The organism is Thiobacillus denitrificans (assembly GCF_001530125.1).
GTDB classification, from domain to species: domain Bacteria; phylum Pseudomonadota; class Gammaproteobacteria; order Burkholderiales; family Thiobacillaceae; genus Thiobacillus; species Thiobacillus denitrificans_C.
Genome location: NZ_LDUG01000017.1, coordinates 86,007 through 102,410, shown reverse-complemented (window position 1 = coordinate 102,410; position 16,404 = coordinate 86,007). Strand labels below are relative to the sequence as shown.

Sequence of the window (16,404 nt, the reverse complement as noted above, 5' to 3'; positions counted from 1 at the left end):
CCCCCGCCTCGCCGGCAAACACGATGAGGCCCACGCGTTCGCCCTGCAAGCGCGGCAGCCAGTCGAGCAGCTCGAGGCGGGCACGGGCGAGGCGATCCGGCGCGATGTCGGTGGCGCGCATCGAGGCGGACACGTCGAGCACCGCCATCACCGTCAACAGGTGGCGCGGCGTGGTCTGCCCCGCGCGCAATTCGAGCGGCAGCCGCGGGCCGGCTGCGGCCAGCGCCAGGAGCAGCCAGGCCAGCGCGTGTGCCAGCGTGCGGGGCCATGCGCCGGCCTGGGCAGCGGGCAGGCTGGCCGCCCACGGCAGCAGTTCGGCGTCGGCGTATCGCAACAGCCGCGCGCGGCGTCGGCCTCGCCACAAGACGAACAGCAGCGGCACCGCCGCGAGGGCCAGCCACAGTGGTTCGCGCCAGTGCAGGTTTAACAGCTGATCGATCATGCGGCGCGCCTGAATGTGAGCCAGCGCGCACAGACCAGCAACGCGGCGGCCAGCGCCAGCGCCGCCCAGTACCACTCGCGCACCTGGCGCTGCTGCGCCGGACGCGACAGGGTCGGCTCGAGCTGGTCGATTGCACGGATCACCCGCGCAGCGTCGTCGGCGCTGGCGATCGCAAAATACTGCCCCTGGGTAAGCCGCGCGAGGTCGGCGAGATCGGGCTGCGGATCGGCCACCGGCGGGCTGGACACGGTACGCGCGGCGCGCGCTGCCGCATAGGGATCGCTGCCGAATTGCAGGGCATGGATCGCCACCCCGGCCTGATGCGCCACCGCCAGCGATTCGGCCGGCGTCAGGGTGCCGGCGTTGTTGTCGGCGCCGTCGCTCACCAGGATGACGGCGGGGCGCAGGCGGCGCGTGCGCACCTGCTTCAGCGCCATGCCGAGCGCGTCGCCCAGCGCGGTGTCGCCGCCCACCATACCGACCTGGATGCGCTGGATCTGCGCCGCGACATGGGCGCGGTCGAAGGTCGGCGGCGTCAGCGTCGCCACTTCGCTGCCGAACACGATGACGCCGAAGCGGTCGCCGGGGCGGCCGTCGATGAAGCGCGTCAGCGTGTCCTTCAGCACCGTCATGCGTTCGACTTCAAGATCGCCCTGCTTGAAATCGCGGATGCTCATGGTGAGCGAGGTGTCGATCAGCAGCACCATGTCGCGTCCCTCGGGCGGCGGCGTGATCCAGTCGCCCACTTCGCGCGGCTGCGCCAGCGCCAGTGCCAGCAGGGCAAACGCCAGCCCGCGCAGCACGACCGGCCAGCGCAGGCCGGGCGCAGGCAAGCGCCCGACTCCCGTCAGCGGCAGCGCCGGGTGGTTGAGCACCACGCCCGCTGCTTCGCCCTGCGCGCGCCGCCAGGCCAGCCAGCCCCAGCCCGCGACCGCCAGCAGCAGGAACAGCCAAGAGGATTGCGCCAGCTCAAGCATGGCGGCTCCAATGGCGGGCGCGTTCGCACAAGCTCACCAGCACCGTGTAGCCATCGGGCGGCGGCGGGGCAAAGCGCAATTGCGCCAGGGCCTTCGCCCAGTCCGACCACACGACCGGATCAAGGCCGGGTGGGCAGATTGCCGCGTCGACCCGCGGCAGCAGGAAGCGCGCACGCACCCAGGCGTCAAGACGGGCGGCCAGCACCGGCGGGGGGCTCTGCCGCTGCGCTGCCGCGGCGGCAATCGCGTGCAGGGCGCGCGCCGGGCGACGGCGATGCCACAGCCAGGCGAGCAGCGCGACACCGGCCACCCCCGCCAGCCCCACGGCCGTCCACAGAAACAGGCTGGTGCCCGCCGCCGCCACGACCGCGTCGGGCGCGGCCGGCACGATGATGTCGGCCAGTTCGTTGCGCGGGTCAGCCATATACGAATAACGCGACCAGATCGTCGACTTCGCTGTCCACCTGCTGATGGCGTACGCCGGCGCGCGCAAGGCGGTCAGCCTGCGCCGCCAGATGACCGGCGAATGCCGTGCGGACAGCGCTGCGCACCGCAGTCTGCGCGGTGTCGAGCCACACCCGCTGGCCGCTCGCCATGTCGTGAAAGCACGCCGCGCCCATTGCCGGCAAAGCGCGCTCGGCGGCGTCGACAATCTGGATCGCCCACACGTCGAAACGCGCAGCAAGCCGCGCCAGCTGCGTCTCGTGGGCGTCGGTCAGCCAGGCGAAATCGCTGATCAGCACCAGCCGCGCGCCACGCGGCAGGCTTGCTTCCAGCGCGGCGAGGCGGTCGACATGCTGCAGGGCGTCGGTCTGCGCGGGATCGGTGAGCGGCGGGCACGGCGCCGCCGCCGCCTCGATCAGGGCGAGCGCCGCCAGCCGGCCATGGCGCGCGGGCAGGGTTTCATCCTGCGCGTTCCACAGGGTGGCGCCGATCACGCCGTTGCGCCCGGCGGCGGCAAACGCCAGCACCGCGGCCAGCCGCGCCGCCTGGGCCACCTTGAGCCGGCGGCGCGTGCCGAAGCGCATGGTGGCGCCGCGGTCGACCACCAGATGCACCATCGGCTGGCGTTCCTCGCGGTAGATTTTCAGGTGGGGGCGGCCGGTGCGCGCGGTGGTACGCCAGTCCATGTCACGGATATCGTCACCCGGGCTGTACGGCCGCGATTCCTCGAAATCCAGCCCGCGCCCGAGCCAGCACGACGCCCAGTCGCCGGCATGGTGGCCGTGCACCTCGCGCAGCGGCAGCGTCGCCAGCAGGCTGGCCTGCGCGGCGAGTCCGGCCATCTCGGCCGCCGCGATCAGCGGTGCGTGGACTGATGCCGGCGCCGGCATTTCCGGCTGCGCGCGCAGGCGCGCCAACCACGGGAGCCGCGCCAATTTCACGGCGCGGGAACGGCCTCGAGCAGGCCGACGATGAAGGCATCGCGGCCGAGTTTCTGCAGGCGCGCGTCGAGGCTCAGCGTGATGCGATGGCGCAGGCAGTCGGCGGCCAGCTCGCGCACGTCGTCCGGCGTGACGTAGTCGCGCCCGCGCAGATAGGCCGCGGCCGCCGACGCATGCAGCAGAGCGAGCGAGGCGCGCGGGCTGGCGCCCACTTCCACCGCTCGCGCCCAGTCGGCGCACCACTCGCCGGGCGCACGGGTGGCGCGCACCAGGGCGACGATGTAGCGCTCGACTTCATCCGACACGTGCACCTGCCGCACCTCCTCGCGTGCGGCCAGCACGGTGGCGGTATCGATCACCGCCATCAGCGGCACGCGCCCGGCGACGGCGGGAAGGGCGCGGTCGCGCCGCAGGATTTCCAGTTCCTCGGCATCGCTCGGATAATCCAGCGCCACATGCAGCAGAAAGCGATCCAGCTGCGCTTCCGGCAGCGGATAGGTGCCCGCCTGTTCCAGCGGATTTTGCGTCGCCATCACCATGAACAGCGGCGACAACGGGCGCGTCACGCCGCCCACCGTGATCTGGTGCTCCTGCATCGCTTCCAGCAGCGCGGCCTGTACCTTGGCGGGGGCGCGGTTGATTTCGTCGGCGAGGATGATTTCGTGGAACAGCGGCCCTTCGATGAATTCGAACTGGCCCTCGTGATAGATATCGGTGCCGGTGAGGTCGCCCGGCAGCAGGTCCGGGGTGAACTGAATACGGCGGAAACTGCCGTGGATGGCGGCGGCCAGGGTTTTCACCGCCGTCGTCTTGGCCAGTCCCGGCAGCCCCTCCACCAGCACATGGCCGTCGGCGAGCAGGCCGATCACCAGGCGGTCGAGCAGGGTGTCCTGGCCGACGATGACGCGCGACAGCGCTTGGCGCAATTCAAGTATCCGGGGTTGATTCGACATCGCAATTCCTGCGGTTGAAAGCGGCAACCTTAGCCGGCTCGACGCGCAGCCGCAATGAGCGCTATAGCCTAACCAACGGCCGCAACGCAGCTGGGCCAAACCCACGTGCTTCGGACGTCTGCTGTCTTTCGGCGCCGCGCAAGCAAATTTCCGCCTCGCGCAGCGCAACAGGTGATGGGATGGCGAGCACCTACACGATCCCTTTCCCCACTCACTGCCTCCTCTTCGACATTTTTGTGTCGCGAATACAACAAGCGAATTTTCCGCTTTGCAAAACAGGTATTTTGAATGTATATTTAAATAAGAACATATTTACACCCGAATGTATTTTTATATCGACAAGCAACGCTTGGCGCATGCAACTGAAAAGTGTGCCGTAGCAAGCGAGTCGTATTCAATCAAGAAAACGATAAGGACCCAACCAAATGAGCTCGGCATTTACAAAATCCGCTGCCCGCAACATCTTCTACGGTGGCGCGGTGTTCTTCTTCCTGCTCTTGATCGGACTGACGTTCGACACGATGAGCACGCTTCCCAAACGCGACAACCGTGAGAACCTGTCCGAATCGGTCCTGCGGGGCAAGCACATCTGGGAAACACGCAATTGCATCGGCTGCCACACGTTGATGGGCGAGGGCGCGTATTTCGCGCCCGAGCTCGTCAACGTGTACAAGCGGCGCGGCCCCGAGTTCATCAAGGCCTGGATGCAGGGCCAGCCGACCGGCGCGCCCGGGCGACGCCAGATGCCCAATTTCCATCTCAACGACGAACAGCTTGATGACATGGTTAATTTCCTCAAGTACACGTCCGAGATCAACACGTCCAACTGGCCGCCGAATATCGAAGGCTGAGCATGCCTTACCAAATGTGCAATAAGCGGAGAACTTCATGAAATATCAATCACAGATGGTCGCGAAGCCCTACTTCATCGCGGCGATCGGACTTTTCCTTGGCCAGATCCTATTTGGCTTGATCATGGGGCTGCAGTACGTAGTCGGTGATTTCCTGTTCCCGGAAATCCCCTTCAACGTCGCCCGCATGGTGCATACGAACCTGCTGATCGTGTGGCTGCTGTTCGGCTTCATGGGTGCGGCCTACTACCTTATTCCGGAAGAGTCGGAACGCGAGTTACATAGTCCGAAGCTGGCGATGGTGATGTTCTGGATTTTTCTCGCCGCGGGGGTGATGACCATTCTTGGCTATCTATTCGTGCCCTATGCAACGCTGGCCGAGATGACCGGAAACAACCTGCTGGCGACAATGGGACGTGAGTTCCTCGAGCAGCCGCTGCCAACCAAGGTCGGCATCGTGGTCGTCGCGCTGGCGATGTTGTACAACCTGTCGATGACGGTGCTGCGCGGGCGCAAGACTGCGATCAACCTGGTGATGCTGGTCGGTCTCTGGGGTCTCGCAATCTTCTTCCTGTTCTCCTTCTATAACCCCGGCAACATCGTCAAGGACAAGTACTTCTGGTGGTGGGTCGTCCATCTCTGGGTCGAAGGCGTGTGGGAACTGATCATGGGCGCGATGCTGGCCTTCGTGCTGATCAAGGTAACCGGCGTGGATCGCGAAGTGATCGAGAAATGGTTGTACGTGATCATTGCGATGGCGCTGATCACCGGCCTCATCGGCACCGGCCACCACTACTACTGGATCGGCGCACCGGAATACTGGCAGTGGTGGGGCAGCGTGTTCTCGGCCCTGGAACCGATTCCCTTCTTCATGATGACGGTGTTTGCGTTCAACATGGTCAACCGCAGACGCCGCGAGCACCCGAACAAGGCGGCCGTACTGTGGGCGCTCGGTACCGGTGTGATGGCTTTTCTCGGGGCGGGGGTGTGGGGCTTCCTGCACACGCTGGCACCGGTCAATTTCTACACCCACGGTAGCCAGATCACGGCGGCCCACGGTCACATGGCGTTTTACGGCGCCTATGTAATGGTGGTGATCACCATGATCAGCTACACCATGCCGCTGATGCGCGGGCGTGCTGCAAACAGCCCGCTCGCACAGGTGGTCGAGATGTGGTCGTTTTGGCTCATGACCGTCGCCATGGTGTTCATCACGCTGTTCCTGACAGCCGCCGGCATCCTGCAAATCTGGCTGCAGCGCATCTCCGACCAGCCGATGTCGTTCATGGCTGCACAGGACCAGGTTGCGCTGTTCTACTGGCTGCGTGAAGGCGCCGGCGTGATTTTCCTGATCGGTCTCCTGCTGTACATCGGCAGCTTCTTTATCAAGGGCAAGGCCGCGACTGCGGACTGAGCCCGACTTTCTACCCGGTTCGCCGGGCAGACAGGGAGGACTGTCTTGAACGTCTCAATGTCACTCTCGGCACCGCTTCGCAGCCGCCATGACCTACCGGGCGATCTTGCGATGTGGTTCTTCATCCTCGCCGAACTGCTGGTGTTCGGCATTTTTTTCCTGGCGTACGCATTCGCCCGTACCCATAACGTCGAATTATTCAACGCGTCGCAACTGGAGCTGGACCGGGCCAGCGGCGTCATCAATACCGTACTGCTGATCTCCAGCAGCTATTTCGTCGTACTTGCCGTCAGTCGAATCCGGCGAGGACATTCCCGCTCCTGCGCAAGCTGGCTGATCACCGCGATGACATGCGGCGCCGCGTTTCTTGTACTCAAGCTCAGTGAATTCAGCGGCAAGATCGAGGCTGGCATCAACATGTCGACCAATACCTTCTACATGTTTTACCTGGGCCTCGGCTTTTTTCACTTCATGCATGTCGTCCTCGGCATGATCATCCTCGGTGCCGTGACACTCAAGGCATGGCGAGGCGGTTACAGCGCGGCCGACCATGCGGGTGTTGAAACGGGTGCCGCCTACTGGCACATGGTCGACCTCGTGTGGATTGTTCTATTCCCCTTAATTTACATATTGAACTGACGACATCATGAGAGTGGCTACATTCCAGTGGTTGATGCTGCTGACGCTCACCGCCCTGAGTTTTGGTTTGGCCGAAGCCGGCATGTCGGGCAGCGCCGTCCTGATTCCGGTGTTGCTGGCGACGCTGGTCAAAGGAAACATCGTGATCGACCGGTTCATGGCGCTTCGGGGCGTCAAGGGGCCTTGGCGCTGGATTGTTCTTGGCTGGCTGCTACTGGTTCTGGGCCTGATCGCCTACGCCTTTCAACTCGCGCAAAGTTAACGGAGACATCCCATGAACGACCTGACGAACCCGGGCCTCGCGGCCATGCTGAACATCCCGTTCTACCAGCCCATCGGCAACGAGTGCGAACTGTTCGAATACGCGTTCCGCAACCGCCTCCCGCTGTTGATCAAGGGCCCGACCGGCTGCGGCAAGACGCGCTTCGTCGCACATATGGCGGCGCGTCTGGCGCGGCCACTCATAACCGTGTCCTGCCACGACGACCTGACGGCCGCCGACCTGGTCGGCCGCCACCTGATCGGCGACGGTCAGACAATATGGTCCGACGGTCCCCTGACGCGCGCGGTGCGCCAGGGCGGCATCTGCTACCTGGATGAAGTGGTGGAAGCGCGCAAGGACACGACCGTCGTGCTGCATCCGCTGACCGACGACCGCCGCATTCTGCCGATCGAACGGACCGGCGAGGAATTGCAGGCGCCGGACGATTTCATGCTGGTGGTGTCCTACAACCCGGGCTACCAGAATCTGCTCAAGAGCCTGAAGCCGTCGACGCGCCAACGTTTTGTCGCGATCAATTTCGGCTTTCCGCCAGCCGCGCTCGAAGAGCGGATCGTGATTGCCGAAACCGGTGCAACGCCCCTGCTGGCGACGCAACTCGTTACGCTGGCCGGTCACTTCCGTCAGCTCAAGGATCATGACCTGGAAGAAGCGGCCTCAACCCGGCTGCTGGTCTATGCCGCAAGCCTGATCGGCGCCGGCTGCGACCCGGTCGTCGCGTGTGAAGCCGCGCTGGTGGAGCCGCTGACCGACGATGCCGACACGGCGCAAGCACTGCTCGAAGTCATCAAGGCAACCTTCGGCCAATGAACCCTCCCCGCGACCGGCGCACCCATGCGGTGCAAGCGGAAGCGCTCTATCTGATCAATTTGCTACTGGCACCTGGCCTGGCATTCCTGGTCCTGCTTTGGCTCGCCCGCCGGCATCGCGCGAGTGTCAACCCGCTCACCCGCTCGCATCTTCGCCAAACGCTCACGGTCAGCGTATGGGCCGGCCTGCTGCTTGTCGGCGTGCCCGCGATCATCGCGCTGGTCGGCAATCTCGACCACCCGGCGACCTGGATCGTGCTGCTGTTGTATGTGTTGTGCTGCCACGCGACGCTGGTGCTGCTGGGTGTGCTCGGTCTGTCGCGCGCAATCGCGGGGGAGACCTTCGTCTACCCGCTGCTGGGGAGCCGCAAGTGGTAACCGGCCGGCCGGCGCCGGGCAGCCGCGTCGCGCGCGGCTGGCTGGGCTTGCCGGTACAGCGCTGGCGCCAGCTCACCCAGGCGGGATTTTTCTTGCTGTTCGTGTTCGCGCCGATCTTCGACATCTTTCGGCTCGACCTGAATCTCAAGCATTTCATCCTGTTCGGCTTCGACTGGACGCTGGGACTCGATGAATTCCTCGCCGGCCGCGCTTCGGCCGCGCAGGCTTCGGTGAACCTCGTACTGCGTGGCTTCCTGCCGCTGGTCGCGGTGGTCGGCACACTCATCTACGTCAGCTGGAAATGGGGACGGCTGTACTGCGGCTGGCTATGCCCGCATTTCTCCATTGTCGAAACGATCAACCAGACACTGCGACGCGCGATCGGCAAGCAAAGCCTGTGGGACAAGAAGCCGCTACCGGCCCGCAACCCGGATGGCAGCGAAACCCGGCACGATGCACTCTGGTGGTTTGCGGTGATTCCGCTCGTCATCGCCTGCGCGGTGCTGTGGGCGGTGGTACTGCTGACCTATCTGCTGCCGCCGGCCGAGGTGTACGGCAACCTCTGGCACGCCAGCCTCACGCACAATCAGGCTGTTTTTCTGAGCGCTGCCAGCATCGCCTTCTTCGTCGAGTTCATGTTCGCGCGCCATTTGTTCTGTCGTTATGCCTGCGCGGTCGGGCTGTTCCAGAGCCTCGCATGGATGAGCAACGACAAGGCGATGGTGGTCGGCTTCAAGCGCCAGCGCGCCAAGGATTGCGCGAGCTGTTATTCGGCCTGTGACCATGTCTGCCCGATGCGCCTGAACCCGCGCAACGTCAAGCGCATGATGTTCGCCTGCGTGCAATGCGGCCAGTGCGTCGACGCCTGCGACCACACGATGGAAAGCAATCCGAGCGGTACGCTGCTGAACTGGGTGCAGGACCTGCGCGCGGAATCCGAAGCCGCGTTCAACGTTCGGGCCGCCCGCACCGCTACGGTTGCGCATGACGCGGGCGCGGCATCACTGCGCGACGCGTCACCGAAGACGGGGAAATAAGCATGGAAGAATTTGTCGGCGGCCTGTGGGACAAACTGATTACGCGCGCCGCGTACCGCGGCTTTCCCAAAGCGCGCATCGAACTGAAGGAAATCGAGCGCATGGCGCCGATCTTCTTTCGCGCACTCGGCGGCGACGCCGGTTTGACGGTGCGTACCGGCACCGCGACCGCGCACGGCGCGCGACGCAAGTGGCTCGAACGGGCGGCCGGCGTCGGCGAAAAGCTGGAGCTGGCCTGGACCGACGACAGCACGGTGTACCTGCCGGCTGCGCTCGACGTCTTTCCGGAGCGCGCGCAGAACCGCGAACTGTATCTGTGGCTGCTCGCGCTGGCCGCACATGACGTTGCGCCGCAAGCGCCCTGGATCGTGCGCAACCAGCAGGCCACACTCGCCGCGCTTGGCGCCCTGCCCGGCCTGGTCCCCCGTTACCAGCGGCTGGTCGCGGCGGCGCTCGCGCTGCGTCCCAATCCGGTCAGGCTGAGCGGGCAGGAACAGGCCGCGGAAAGGGCGATTCGCGCCGCCTTGAGCCACCCGGGTTCGGTCGAGGACTTCGAACCAGCGGCGCAGCCGCCCGCGCCGGTGTCGCTGTGGCTGCACCCGCAGCCGCCGGTTGGCCTCGGCAAACCGCGCCAGGCAAATGCCGAGAAAGCGCCCCCGCCGCCCGCGGCAAAATCCGCAGCGCGCCGCGACGCGCGCAAGCGGCGCGCGGAGCGCGTCGACATGCCGCAGGCGACCAACCCCTTCATGCTGCTATTCCGCGCCGAAAGCCTGTTTTCCTGGGCCGAATTCGTCAAGGTCGACCGCCCGCTCGAAGAGGATGAAAACGAGCATGCGGAGAAGGCGGCGAACGATCTCGATATCCTCAGCATCGCCGACGACGACCAGACCACAGCGAGCCGGGTGCGCTTCGATCTCGATCTGCCGGCCGAGGCCGACGACGACTTGGCGTTGGCCGACGGCATCCTGCTGCCGGAATGGGACTACCGCAAGCAACGCCTGCAGCCCGCGCATTGCCGGCTGCAGATGCTGCTTGCGCGCGATGCCGAGCCCTGCGTATTGCCGCTCGCCCTGCGGGCGCCGGCAAAGCGTCTTCGCCAGCAGTTCCAGGCGCTCACCACGCAGCGCGCACGATTGCGCGCGCAGTTGTCCGGCAGCGACCTCGACATCGACGCCTGCGTGCGCTTTGCCACCGACAAGGTGGATGGCGTACGCACATCCGAGCCGGGCCTGTATATAGACAGCCGCCAACAGCAGCGCGACCTGTCCTGCCTCCTGCTGGCCGACCTGTCGCTGTCGACCGACGCCTGGGTCAACAACAGCGCGCGGGTGATCGACGTCATCCGCGACAGCCTGATGCTGTTTGGCGAAGCACTGGCGGCGACGGGCGATCGTTTTGCGCTATATGGATTTTCCTCGGTGCGGCGCGACAACGTGCGCTTCCATCTACTCAAGGGCTTTGACGAACGCTATGGCGACCCGATCCGCGGCCGCCTGGCAGCATTGAAGCCGGGCTACTACACGCGCATGGGCGCGGCCATCCGCCACGCGAGCGCGATTCTGTCGAGCCGGCGTAGCGCGCGCCGCTTGTTGCTGATCCTGACTGACGGCAAGCCCAACGACCTCGACAAGTACGAAGGCCGTTACGGGATCGAGGACACGCGCATGGCGATCATCGAAGCGCGTCGTCTGGGACTCACGCCATTTTGCGTGACCATCGATGAAACGGCGGGAGATTACCTGCCGCATCTGTTCGGCGCGACTGGCTACGTCGTGGTGCGGGATGCTGCGATGCTGCCCCGTGTGCTGCCGGGTCTTTATGCACGGCTGACCGAAAACATCTAACTATTCTTGAAAGGAGCAAACATGAAAACTGAAACTCTCAATATCGTCGGTCCCCTTAACGCCGAAGCCGGTCAACGGGCGGGCGCGAGTCTGAAGGCGATAGCCGGCGTGCACGAGGTCTCGTTTGTGGACTCGCCGGCATGCCTGCAGGTCAGCATCGATGATAAAACGGCGACCCGGGCACAATTGATTGCGGTGCTCGCCGCGGCGGGCGTGCAAGTCGAAGAGAAAAAGAACCCGCACGCAAGCGGCAGTTGTTGCGGCGGTTGCGGCAGCTAGCGGGTCCGGCGGGCCGACGCAGGCCCCTGCCCTTTTCGCCCTCCAGCGCTACCGCTCGGGTTGCGCCTTCCACAACGCGGCCCATCCCGCAGGCCCCAGGGCTTCGAGCGTCTCGATATTGCGTTCGTAGATCGTTTCGGCCTGGGGGAAAGCCGCCACTGCGCGCGCAATGCTGGCCTCGCGGAGCAGATGCAAGGTGGGAAACGGCGCGCGATTGGTGTAGTTGCCCATATCGTCGGGCTCAGTCCCTTCGAACTGGAAGGCCGGATGAAAGCTGGCGATCTGGATCACGCCTTCCAGCCCATGCTCGTCCACGGCGGCTTCGGCCAACTGAAGAAAATCGTTGAAATCAAGAAAATCCGGCAGCAGCGTCGGATGGATCAGTAGCGTCGTGTCGATGGCCTCGGGATCGGCGGCGGCCAGAAAATCCAACTCGCGGTCGAGCTCTTCCAGCAGGCCATCCAGATGCGGCGCCTGGCTCACCACAAAACGCACCTGATTCTTCACGTAGACCGCCTTCGCAAATGGGCACAGGTTGAGCCCGATTACGGCTTTTTCCAGCCATTCCCGCATCGCTGCGATGACATCTTCGTCGCTCATCTGCCCTGCCTCTGCCGCCTGTAAGGCCGGAACTTTAACGGATACAATGCCTTATTGTTCGACGTCCACGCACGAAACATTCCAACACCATGAAAAGCAGCGCCATCCGCCAGAGTTTTCTCGAATTTTTCGCCTCCAAAGGCCACACCATCGTGCCATCCAGCCCGCTAGTGCCCGGCAACGACCCGACGCTGCTGTTCACCAACGCCGGCATGGTGCAGTTCAAGGACGTGTTCACCGGCCAGGATACGCGCCCCTACACCCGCGCGGTGTCGTCGCAGCGCTGCGTGCGCGCCGGCGGCAAGCACAACGACCTGGAAAACGTCGGTTACACCGCACGCCACCACACCTTCTTCGAGATGCTGGGCAACTTCAGCTTCGGCGACTATTTCAAGCAGGACGCGATCAAATACGCTTGGGAGTTTCTGACCCAGGAGTTGAAACTGCCCGCAGAAAAACTCTGGGTCACGGTCTACGCCGAGGACAACGAAGCGTTCGACATCTGGCACAACGACATCGGCGTGCCGAAAGAGCGCATCGTCCGCATCGGCGACAATAAGGGCGCGCGCTACGCCTCCGACAACTTCTGGGCGATGGGCGACACCGGCCCCTGCGGCCCCTGCACCGAAATCTTCTACGACCACGGCGAGGGTATTTACGGCGGCCCGCCCGGCTCGCCCGACGAGGACGGCGACCGCTATATCGAGATCTGGAACAACGTGTTCATGCAGTTCAACCGCGACGAGGCCGGCACCATGCATCCGCTGCCCAAGCCATCGGTCGACACCGGCATGGGGCTGGAGCGCATCTCCGCAGTGATGCAGCACGTGCATTCCAACTATGACATCGACCTGTTCCAGGTGCTGATCGGCGCCGCCGCGCGCGAGACGAACACCAGCGATCTTGCCAACAACTCGCTCAAGGTTATCGCCGACCACATCCGCGCCTGCTCCTTCCTCATCGTCGACGGCGTCATCCCCGGCAACGAGGGGCGCGGCTACGTGCTGCGCCGCATCATCCGCCGCGCCATCCGCCACGGTTACAAGCTGGGCGCGCGCGCGGCCTTCTTCCACCGCATCGTGCCTGATCTGGCAGCGGTGATGGGCGACGCCTACCCCGAACTGGTCAAGGCGCAGAACCGCGTGATGGATATTTTGCGACAGGAAGAGGAACGCTTTTTCGAGACCATCGAGCACGGCATGGGCATCCTCGAAACGACTTTGAAGACGCTGCCCGCCGGCGGCACCTTCGACGGCGAGCTGGCGTTCAAGCTGCACGACACCTATGGCTTCCCGCTCGATCTCACCGCCGACATCTGCCGCGAGGCCAGCATCAGCGTGGACACCGCCGCTTTCGACGCCGCCATGCAAGGGCAGAAGAATCAGGCGCGCGCCGCCGGCAAGTTCAAGCTCGGCGCCGGACTGGACTATGCCGGCGCGGCGACGACTTTCCACGGCTACGACACGCTGGCGCACGACGGCAGCATCCTCGCGCTCTATCGCGACGGTGTTGCCGTCAATGAACTGACGGAAGGCGAGCTCGGCGTGGTGGTGCTCGACCACACGCCCTTCTACGCCGAATCCGGCGGCCAGGCCGGCGACCGCGGCGTGCTGCAGGGCGCAAACGGCGCATTCGAGGTCGAGGACACGCAGAAAATCCAGGCGCAGGTGTTCGGTCATCACGGCGTCGTGAAAACCGGCTCGCTGGTGATCGGCGACGCCGTGCTCGCGCGCGTCGACGAGGAGGCACGCGCGCGCACCATGCGCAACCACTCGGCCACCCACCTGATGCACAAGGCGCTGCGCGAGGTGCTGGGCGATCACGTGCAGCAGAAAGGGTCGCTGGTGGATGCCGACAAGACCCGCTTCGACTTCGTGCAGCCGACCCCGATGACCGCCGCGCAGATCCGCGAGGTGGAAGCGCGCGTCAACGCAGAGATTCTCGCCAACGCCGCCACCCAGGCGCGGGTGATGCCGATCGAGGAGGCGCAGAAAACCGGCGCGATGATGCTGTTCGGCGAAAAATATGGTGACGAAGTGCGGGTGCTCGACATCGGCAGTTCGCGCGAACTGTGCGGCGGCACCCACGTCGCGCGCACCGGCGACATCGGTGCGTTCAAGATCCTGCTGGAAACCGGCGTCGCCGCCGGCATCCGCCGGATCGAGGCGACCACCGGCACCGGCGTGCTCGCCTACCTCGGCGAAACCGAGAAAAACCTCGGCGCCATTGCCCAATTGGTCAAGGCCACCCCGGCTGACGCCGCCGAACGCGTGGCACAGCTGATGGAACACAGCCGCGCGCTGGAAAAGGAACTCGACCGCCTGAAATCCAAACTGGCGTCGAGCGCCGGCGACGAACTGGTGCAGCAAGCGGTCGACATCAAAGGCGTGCGCGTGCTGGCGGCGCAGCTCGACGGCATCGACGCCCGTGGCCTGCGCGAAACCGCCGACAAGCTGCGCGACAAGCTGAAATCCTGCGCGCTGGTGCTGGGCACGGTGGCCGACGGCAAGGTCAGCCTGATCGCGGCAGTGACGGCTGACGTCACCAGCCGGATCAAGGCGGGTGAACTGGTCAACTTCGTCGCCACCCAGGTCGGCGGCAAGGGCGGCGGCAAGCCGGGCCTGGCGATGGCAGGCGGCAGCGAGCCGGGCCAGCTGCCGGCGGCGCTCGCCTCGGTGCAGGCCTGGGTGCAGGGCAAGCTGACCTGATGGGCGGGTACAGAATTTGCTCAATTAACCGTAACTTGTCTGACGCCACCCCCCCAAAATCTTACATCATGAATTCACTGGTCGACAAATTTGCATCGGGAATCGCCCGCCTCACGCCTTTTGGCAAGCGGACCGATGATCCGCTGACCAACATCAAGGCAGCGATGCGCTGGGTTGAGAACCTGCCGATCGGTGACGCGTTCAAGTGCCAGCAAGCCATTTTCAAGGAACTCAAGCGCTTCAACGAGAACTCGACGCAATACACGAAAGACCGTCTGGCCATCTTCATGCTGCTGGACGAAAAATCGCGCGACCTACAGGACACCCTGGTGCGCCAATATCTGCGCAATCCACGCATGTCGCGCTCGCAGGAAAGCCAGCTCTGGCATGCCGTGTACGGGCTGTACTGGGAAGTTGCGCGCGGCTATCACACCTTTGTGCTGCATATCTCCCACGAAGCGGGCAAGAAACCGCTCAACGAGCAGATTCCGCTGATCACCCTGCGCGCCATCCGCACCTTCGGCCAGCTGCTGAAATGGCGCGCAATACGCTATCTGCCGGCAGGCGAGAAACTCTGGCTGCGGCTGCATAATCTATATCGTGTCGCCGAAACCGGGGGCTTCCATCGCCAGCCCCAACGAGTTTACCTCGAAGACGCATCCGAGTGCAGCTGCGAAACCGCATACCAGCACATCCTGATGCTAAGCCTGGCCAATTCCGGCACGCTCTACCCCAGGCAGCTCGACCTGCTCGACCGCTGGCTGTGCGGCTGGCACGGGATGCTGCAACTGGATAGCGATTTCGACCCCGACGTCCACAATTTTGCCGTCGACCTGTCGGCCGATCACGGCCCGCGCCGTGTGCGCAAACCCGATAGCGACAAGCCGCTGCGATTCTGGACAACGGCCGCCCTGCAGCAAAAGCTGCAAGAAATACAAACTGCCCTGCAGCAAGGCCAAACCCCGGTACAGCTGGGCCTGACCGACGCCCGCACGGCCGAAAGCCTCGGACTGCTAGAGTACCTGCAGCGCCAGTGGTCTGCGCTGGCCAGTCGCGAACAACGGCGCGCCCCGCGCCAGACGGTCAAGCATTTGGTCGACGTCACCCACGGACTCAGCGCCATCGTCGGCCAGATCAAGGCCGCCAACACCCCCGCCAGCGTGTCGCCCTACGGCGTCGGGCTCAGTTACAACGAGGTCGACGATGTGCAGGTGTACGGCTTTATCACCGAGCGCACCCGCGAACGCGTCTCCCAAGTCCACGTTCCGGCCATCGCGGCCTCGCCCGACGTCGAACGCTGGGTCATGCACGACGAAAGCGAATGCGGCTATGGGGCCCTGGTCGAATCGCGCGACAAGGACTGGCTGCGCGTAGGCGCGCTGGTCGGCATCAAGTCACATGACGCCAGCCAGTGGCAAATCGGCATCGTGCGGCGTCTGTCGCGCGTCAACGACGACACCAGTTCGGTCGGTATCGAGACCCGGGCCGAAACGCCCACCCTGGTCATGCTGTACGACACCACCTCGTCGGGCCACACCGTCGATAACTTTGACAACAGCGGCGCCAATCTGACGCACCCCAGTCTGTGGCTGACCGACAGCGCCGGTGCCGACAGCATCGTGATCGACCCGGTCCATTTCATGCCCGGCAAGGTGTTTCAGGTCCACGGCACGCCGGAACGCAAATTTATCGCCCTCGGCAGCCCGATTGAACACAGCGAAGGCTGGCTGCACGTTGCCACTGAACCGGTAAACGGCTGAGGGCAGTCGGCCCACCCTCGCCGTCAACCCGCCCTCCTGTTTGCGGCG

17 protein-coding genes are annotated in these 16,404 nt (G+C 64.5%); 11 read left to right on the top strand and 6 right to left on the bottom strand.

Annotation, left to right across the window (positions count from 1 at the left end):
- From ABW22_RS17605 to ABW22_RS05155, 5 genes are all read right to left on the bottom strand, one after another.
- On the bottom strand, positions 1–442 hold a 442-nt coding region (locus ABW22_RS17605; RefSeq protein WP_162264469.1), incomplete at its 3' end, for a VWA domain-containing protein.
- Positions 439–1,419: a VWA domain-containing protein gene (locus ABW22_RS05170; protein WP_059752712.1), complete on the bottom strand. Its 981-nt coding sequence runs from the start codon at positions 1,417–1,419 to the stop codon at positions 439–441. The genes ABW22_RS17605 and ABW22_RS05170, both read right to left, overlap by 4 nt.
- Positions 1,412–1,843, bottom strand: coding sequence for a hypothetical protein (locus tag ABW22_RS05165; protein WP_059752709.1), 432 nt, complete (start codon positions 1,841–1,843; stop codon positions 1,412–1,414). Before ABW22_RS05165 ends, ABW22_RS05170 begins: the two co-directional genes overlap by 8 nt.
- A complete protein-coding gene (locus ABW22_RS05160; RefSeq protein ID WP_157648552.1) occupies positions 1,836–2,780 on the bottom strand; it encodes a DUF58 domain-containing protein in 945 nt (314 codons plus the stop codon). Before ABW22_RS05160 ends, ABW22_RS05165 begins: the two co-directional genes overlap by 8 nt.
- 20 nt (positions 2,781–2,800) lie before the next feature.
- Positions 2,801–3,757: an AAA family ATPase gene (locus ABW22_RS05155; protein WP_059752703.1), complete on the bottom strand. Its 957-nt coding sequence runs from the start codon at positions 3,755–3,757 to the stop codon at positions 2,801–2,803.
- Between the two features lie 425 nt (positions 3,758–4,182).
- Between ABW22_RS05155 and ABW22_RS05150 the strand changes: the two genes are divergently transcribed.
- Genes ABW22_RS05150 through ABW22_RS05110 form a run of 9 tightly spaced genes read left to right on the top strand, consistent with a single transcriptional unit; the run spans position 4,183 to position 11,288 of the window.
- Positions 4,183–4,608 (top strand): c-type cytochrome, encoded by a 426-nt coding sequence (locus ABW22_RS05150; protein WP_059752698.1) that lies wholly within the window; start codon positions 4,183–4,185, stop codon positions 4,606–4,608.
- Between the two features lie 37 nt (positions 4,609–4,645).
- Positions 4,646–6,022 (top strand): cbb3-type cytochrome c oxidase subunit I, encoded by a 1,377-nt coding sequence (locus tag ABW22_RS05145; protein WP_059752695.1) that lies wholly within the window; start codon positions 4,646–4,648, stop codon positions 6,020–6,022.
- A 57-nt stretch (positions 6,023–6,079) separates the two neighbouring features.
- A complete protein-coding gene (locus tag ABW22_RS05140; protein ID WP_059752692.1) occupies positions 6,080–6,661 on the top strand; it encodes a cytochrome c oxidase subunit 3 family protein in 582 nt (193 codons plus the stop codon).
- 34 nt (positions 6,662–6,695) lie between these two features.
- On the top strand, positions 6,696–6,923 hold the full coding sequence (locus ABW22_RS05135) for a cytochrome C oxidase subunit IV family protein (protein ID WP_237763234.1): 228 nt from the start codon (positions 6,696–6,698) through the stop codon (positions 6,921–6,923).
- A gap of 12 nt (positions 6,924–6,935) precedes the next feature.
- A complete protein-coding gene (locus ABW22_RS05130) occupies positions 6,936–7,751 on the top strand; it encodes a CbbQ/NirQ/NorQ/GpvN family protein (RefSeq protein ID WP_059752683.1) in 816 nt (271 codons plus the stop codon).
- The gene (locus tag ABW22_RS05125) at positions 7,748–8,128 is read left to right on the top strand and encodes a hypothetical protein (RefSeq protein WP_059752679.1); all 381 of its coding nucleotides are present in this window, start codon (positions 7,748–7,750) and stop codon (positions 8,126–8,128) included. Before ABW22_RS05130 ends, ABW22_RS05125 begins: the two co-directional genes overlap by 4 nt.
- Positions 8,122–9,165 carry a 4Fe-4S binding protein gene (locus tag ABW22_RS05120; protein WP_059752676.1) on the top strand — a complete coding sequence of 348 codons (1,044 nt, stop codon included), beginning with the start codon at positions 8,122–8,124 and terminating at the stop codon, positions 9,163–9,165. Before ABW22_RS05125 ends, ABW22_RS05120 begins: the two co-directional genes overlap by 7 nt.
- Positions 9,166–9,167: 2 nt before the next feature.
- Complete coding sequence (locus ABW22_RS05115; RefSeq protein ID WP_059752672.1) at positions 9,168–11,009, top strand: nitric oxide reductase activation protein NorD; 1,842 nt, start codon at positions 9,168–9,170, stop codon at positions 11,007–11,009.
- 21 nt (positions 11,010–11,030) lie between these two features.
- Positions 11,031–11,288 carry a hypothetical protein gene (locus ABW22_RS05110; RefSeq protein ID WP_059752668.1) on the top strand — a complete coding sequence of 86 codons (258 nt, stop codon included), beginning with the start codon at positions 11,031–11,033 and terminating at the stop codon, positions 11,286–11,288.
- 48 nt (positions 11,289–11,336) lie between these two features.
- On the opposite strand, the gene ABW22_RS05105 is transcribed toward ABW22_RS05110, so the two are convergent.
- Positions 11,337–11,888, bottom strand: a complete 552-nt coding sequence (locus tag ABW22_RS05105) for a DUF1415 domain-containing protein (protein WP_059752666.1) — start codon at positions 11,886–11,888, stop codon at positions 11,337–11,339.
- A gap of 89 nt (positions 11,889–11,977) precedes the next feature.
- On the opposite strand from ABW22_RS05105, the gene alaS reads away from it, so the two are divergent.
- Both alaS and ABW22_RS05095 read left to right on the top strand, forming a co-directional pair.
- The gene (gene alaS / locus ABW22_RS05100; protein WP_059752663.1) at positions 11,978–14,596 is read left to right on the top strand and encodes an alanine--tRNA ligase; all 2,619 of its coding nucleotides are present in this window, start codon (positions 11,978–11,980) and stop codon (positions 14,594–14,596) included.
- Between the two features lie 68 nt (positions 14,597–14,664).
- Complete coding sequence (locus ABW22_RS05095; RefSeq protein WP_059752660.1) at positions 14,665–16,356, top strand: hypothetical protein; 1,692 nt, start codon at positions 14,665–14,667, stop codon at positions 16,354–16,356.
- The last annotated feature ends 48 nt before the right edge of the window (positions 16,357–16,404 follow it).

What these genes read in the sequence shown, in the direction of transcription:
- ABW22_RS05170 (WP_059752712.1), bottom strand. Translation starts at nt 1,419, where the DNA reads ATGCTTGAGCTGGCGCAATCCTCTTGGCTGTTCCTGCTGCTGGCGGTC.
- ABW22_RS05165 (WP_059752709.1), bottom strand. Translation starts at nt 1,843, where the DNA reads ATGGCTGACCCGCGCAACGAACTGGCCGACATCATCGTGCCGGCCGCG.
- ABW22_RS05155 (WP_059752703.1), bottom strand. Translation starts at nt 3,757, where the DNA reads ATGTCGAATCAACCCCGGATACTTGAATTGCGCCAAGCGCTGTCGCGC.
- ABW22_RS05150 (WP_059752698.1), top strand. Translation starts at nt 4,183, where the DNA reads ATGAGCTCGGCATTTACAAAATCCGCTGCCCGCAACATCTTCTACGGT.
- ABW22_RS05145 (WP_059752695.1), top strand. Translation starts at nt 4,646, where the DNA reads ATGAAATATCAATCACAGATGGTCGCGAAGCCCTACTTCATCGCGGCG.
- ABW22_RS05140 (WP_059752692.1), top strand. Translation starts at nt 6,080, where the DNA reads ATGTCACTCTCGGCACCGCTTCGCAGCCGCCATGACCTACCGGGCGAT.
- ABW22_RS05135 (WP_237763234.1), top strand. Translation starts at nt 6,696, where the DNA reads ATGCTGCTGACGCTCACCGCCCTGAGTTTTGGTTTGGCCGAAGCCGGC.
- ABW22_RS05130 (WP_059752683.1), top strand. Translation starts at nt 6,936, where the DNA reads ATGAACGACCTGACGAACCCGGGCCTCGCGGCCATGCTGAACATCCCG.
- ABW22_RS05125 (WP_059752679.1), top strand. Translation starts at nt 7,748, where the DNA reads ATGAACCCTCCCCGCGACCGGCGCACCCATGCGGTGCAAGCGGAAGCG.
- ABW22_RS05115 (WP_059752672.1), top strand. Translation starts at nt 9,168, where the DNA reads ATGGAAGAATTTGTCGGCGGCCTGTGGGACAAACTGATTACGCGCGCC.
- ABW22_RS05110 (WP_059752668.1), top strand. Translation starts at nt 11,031, where the DNA reads ATGAAAACTGAAACTCTCAATATCGTCGGTCCCCTTAACGCCGAAGCC.
- ABW22_RS05105 (WP_059752666.1), bottom strand. Translation starts at nt 11,888, where the DNA reads ATGAGCGACGAAGATGTCATCGCAGCGATGCGGGAATGGCTGGAAAAA.
- alaS (WP_059752663.1), top strand. Translation starts at nt 11,978, where the DNA reads ATGAAAAGCAGCGCCATCCGCCAGAGTTTTCTCGAATTTTTCGCCTCC.
- ABW22_RS05095 (WP_059752660.1), top strand. Translation starts at nt 14,665, where the DNA reads ATGAATTCACTGGTCGACAAATTTGCATCGGGAATCGCCCGCCTCACG.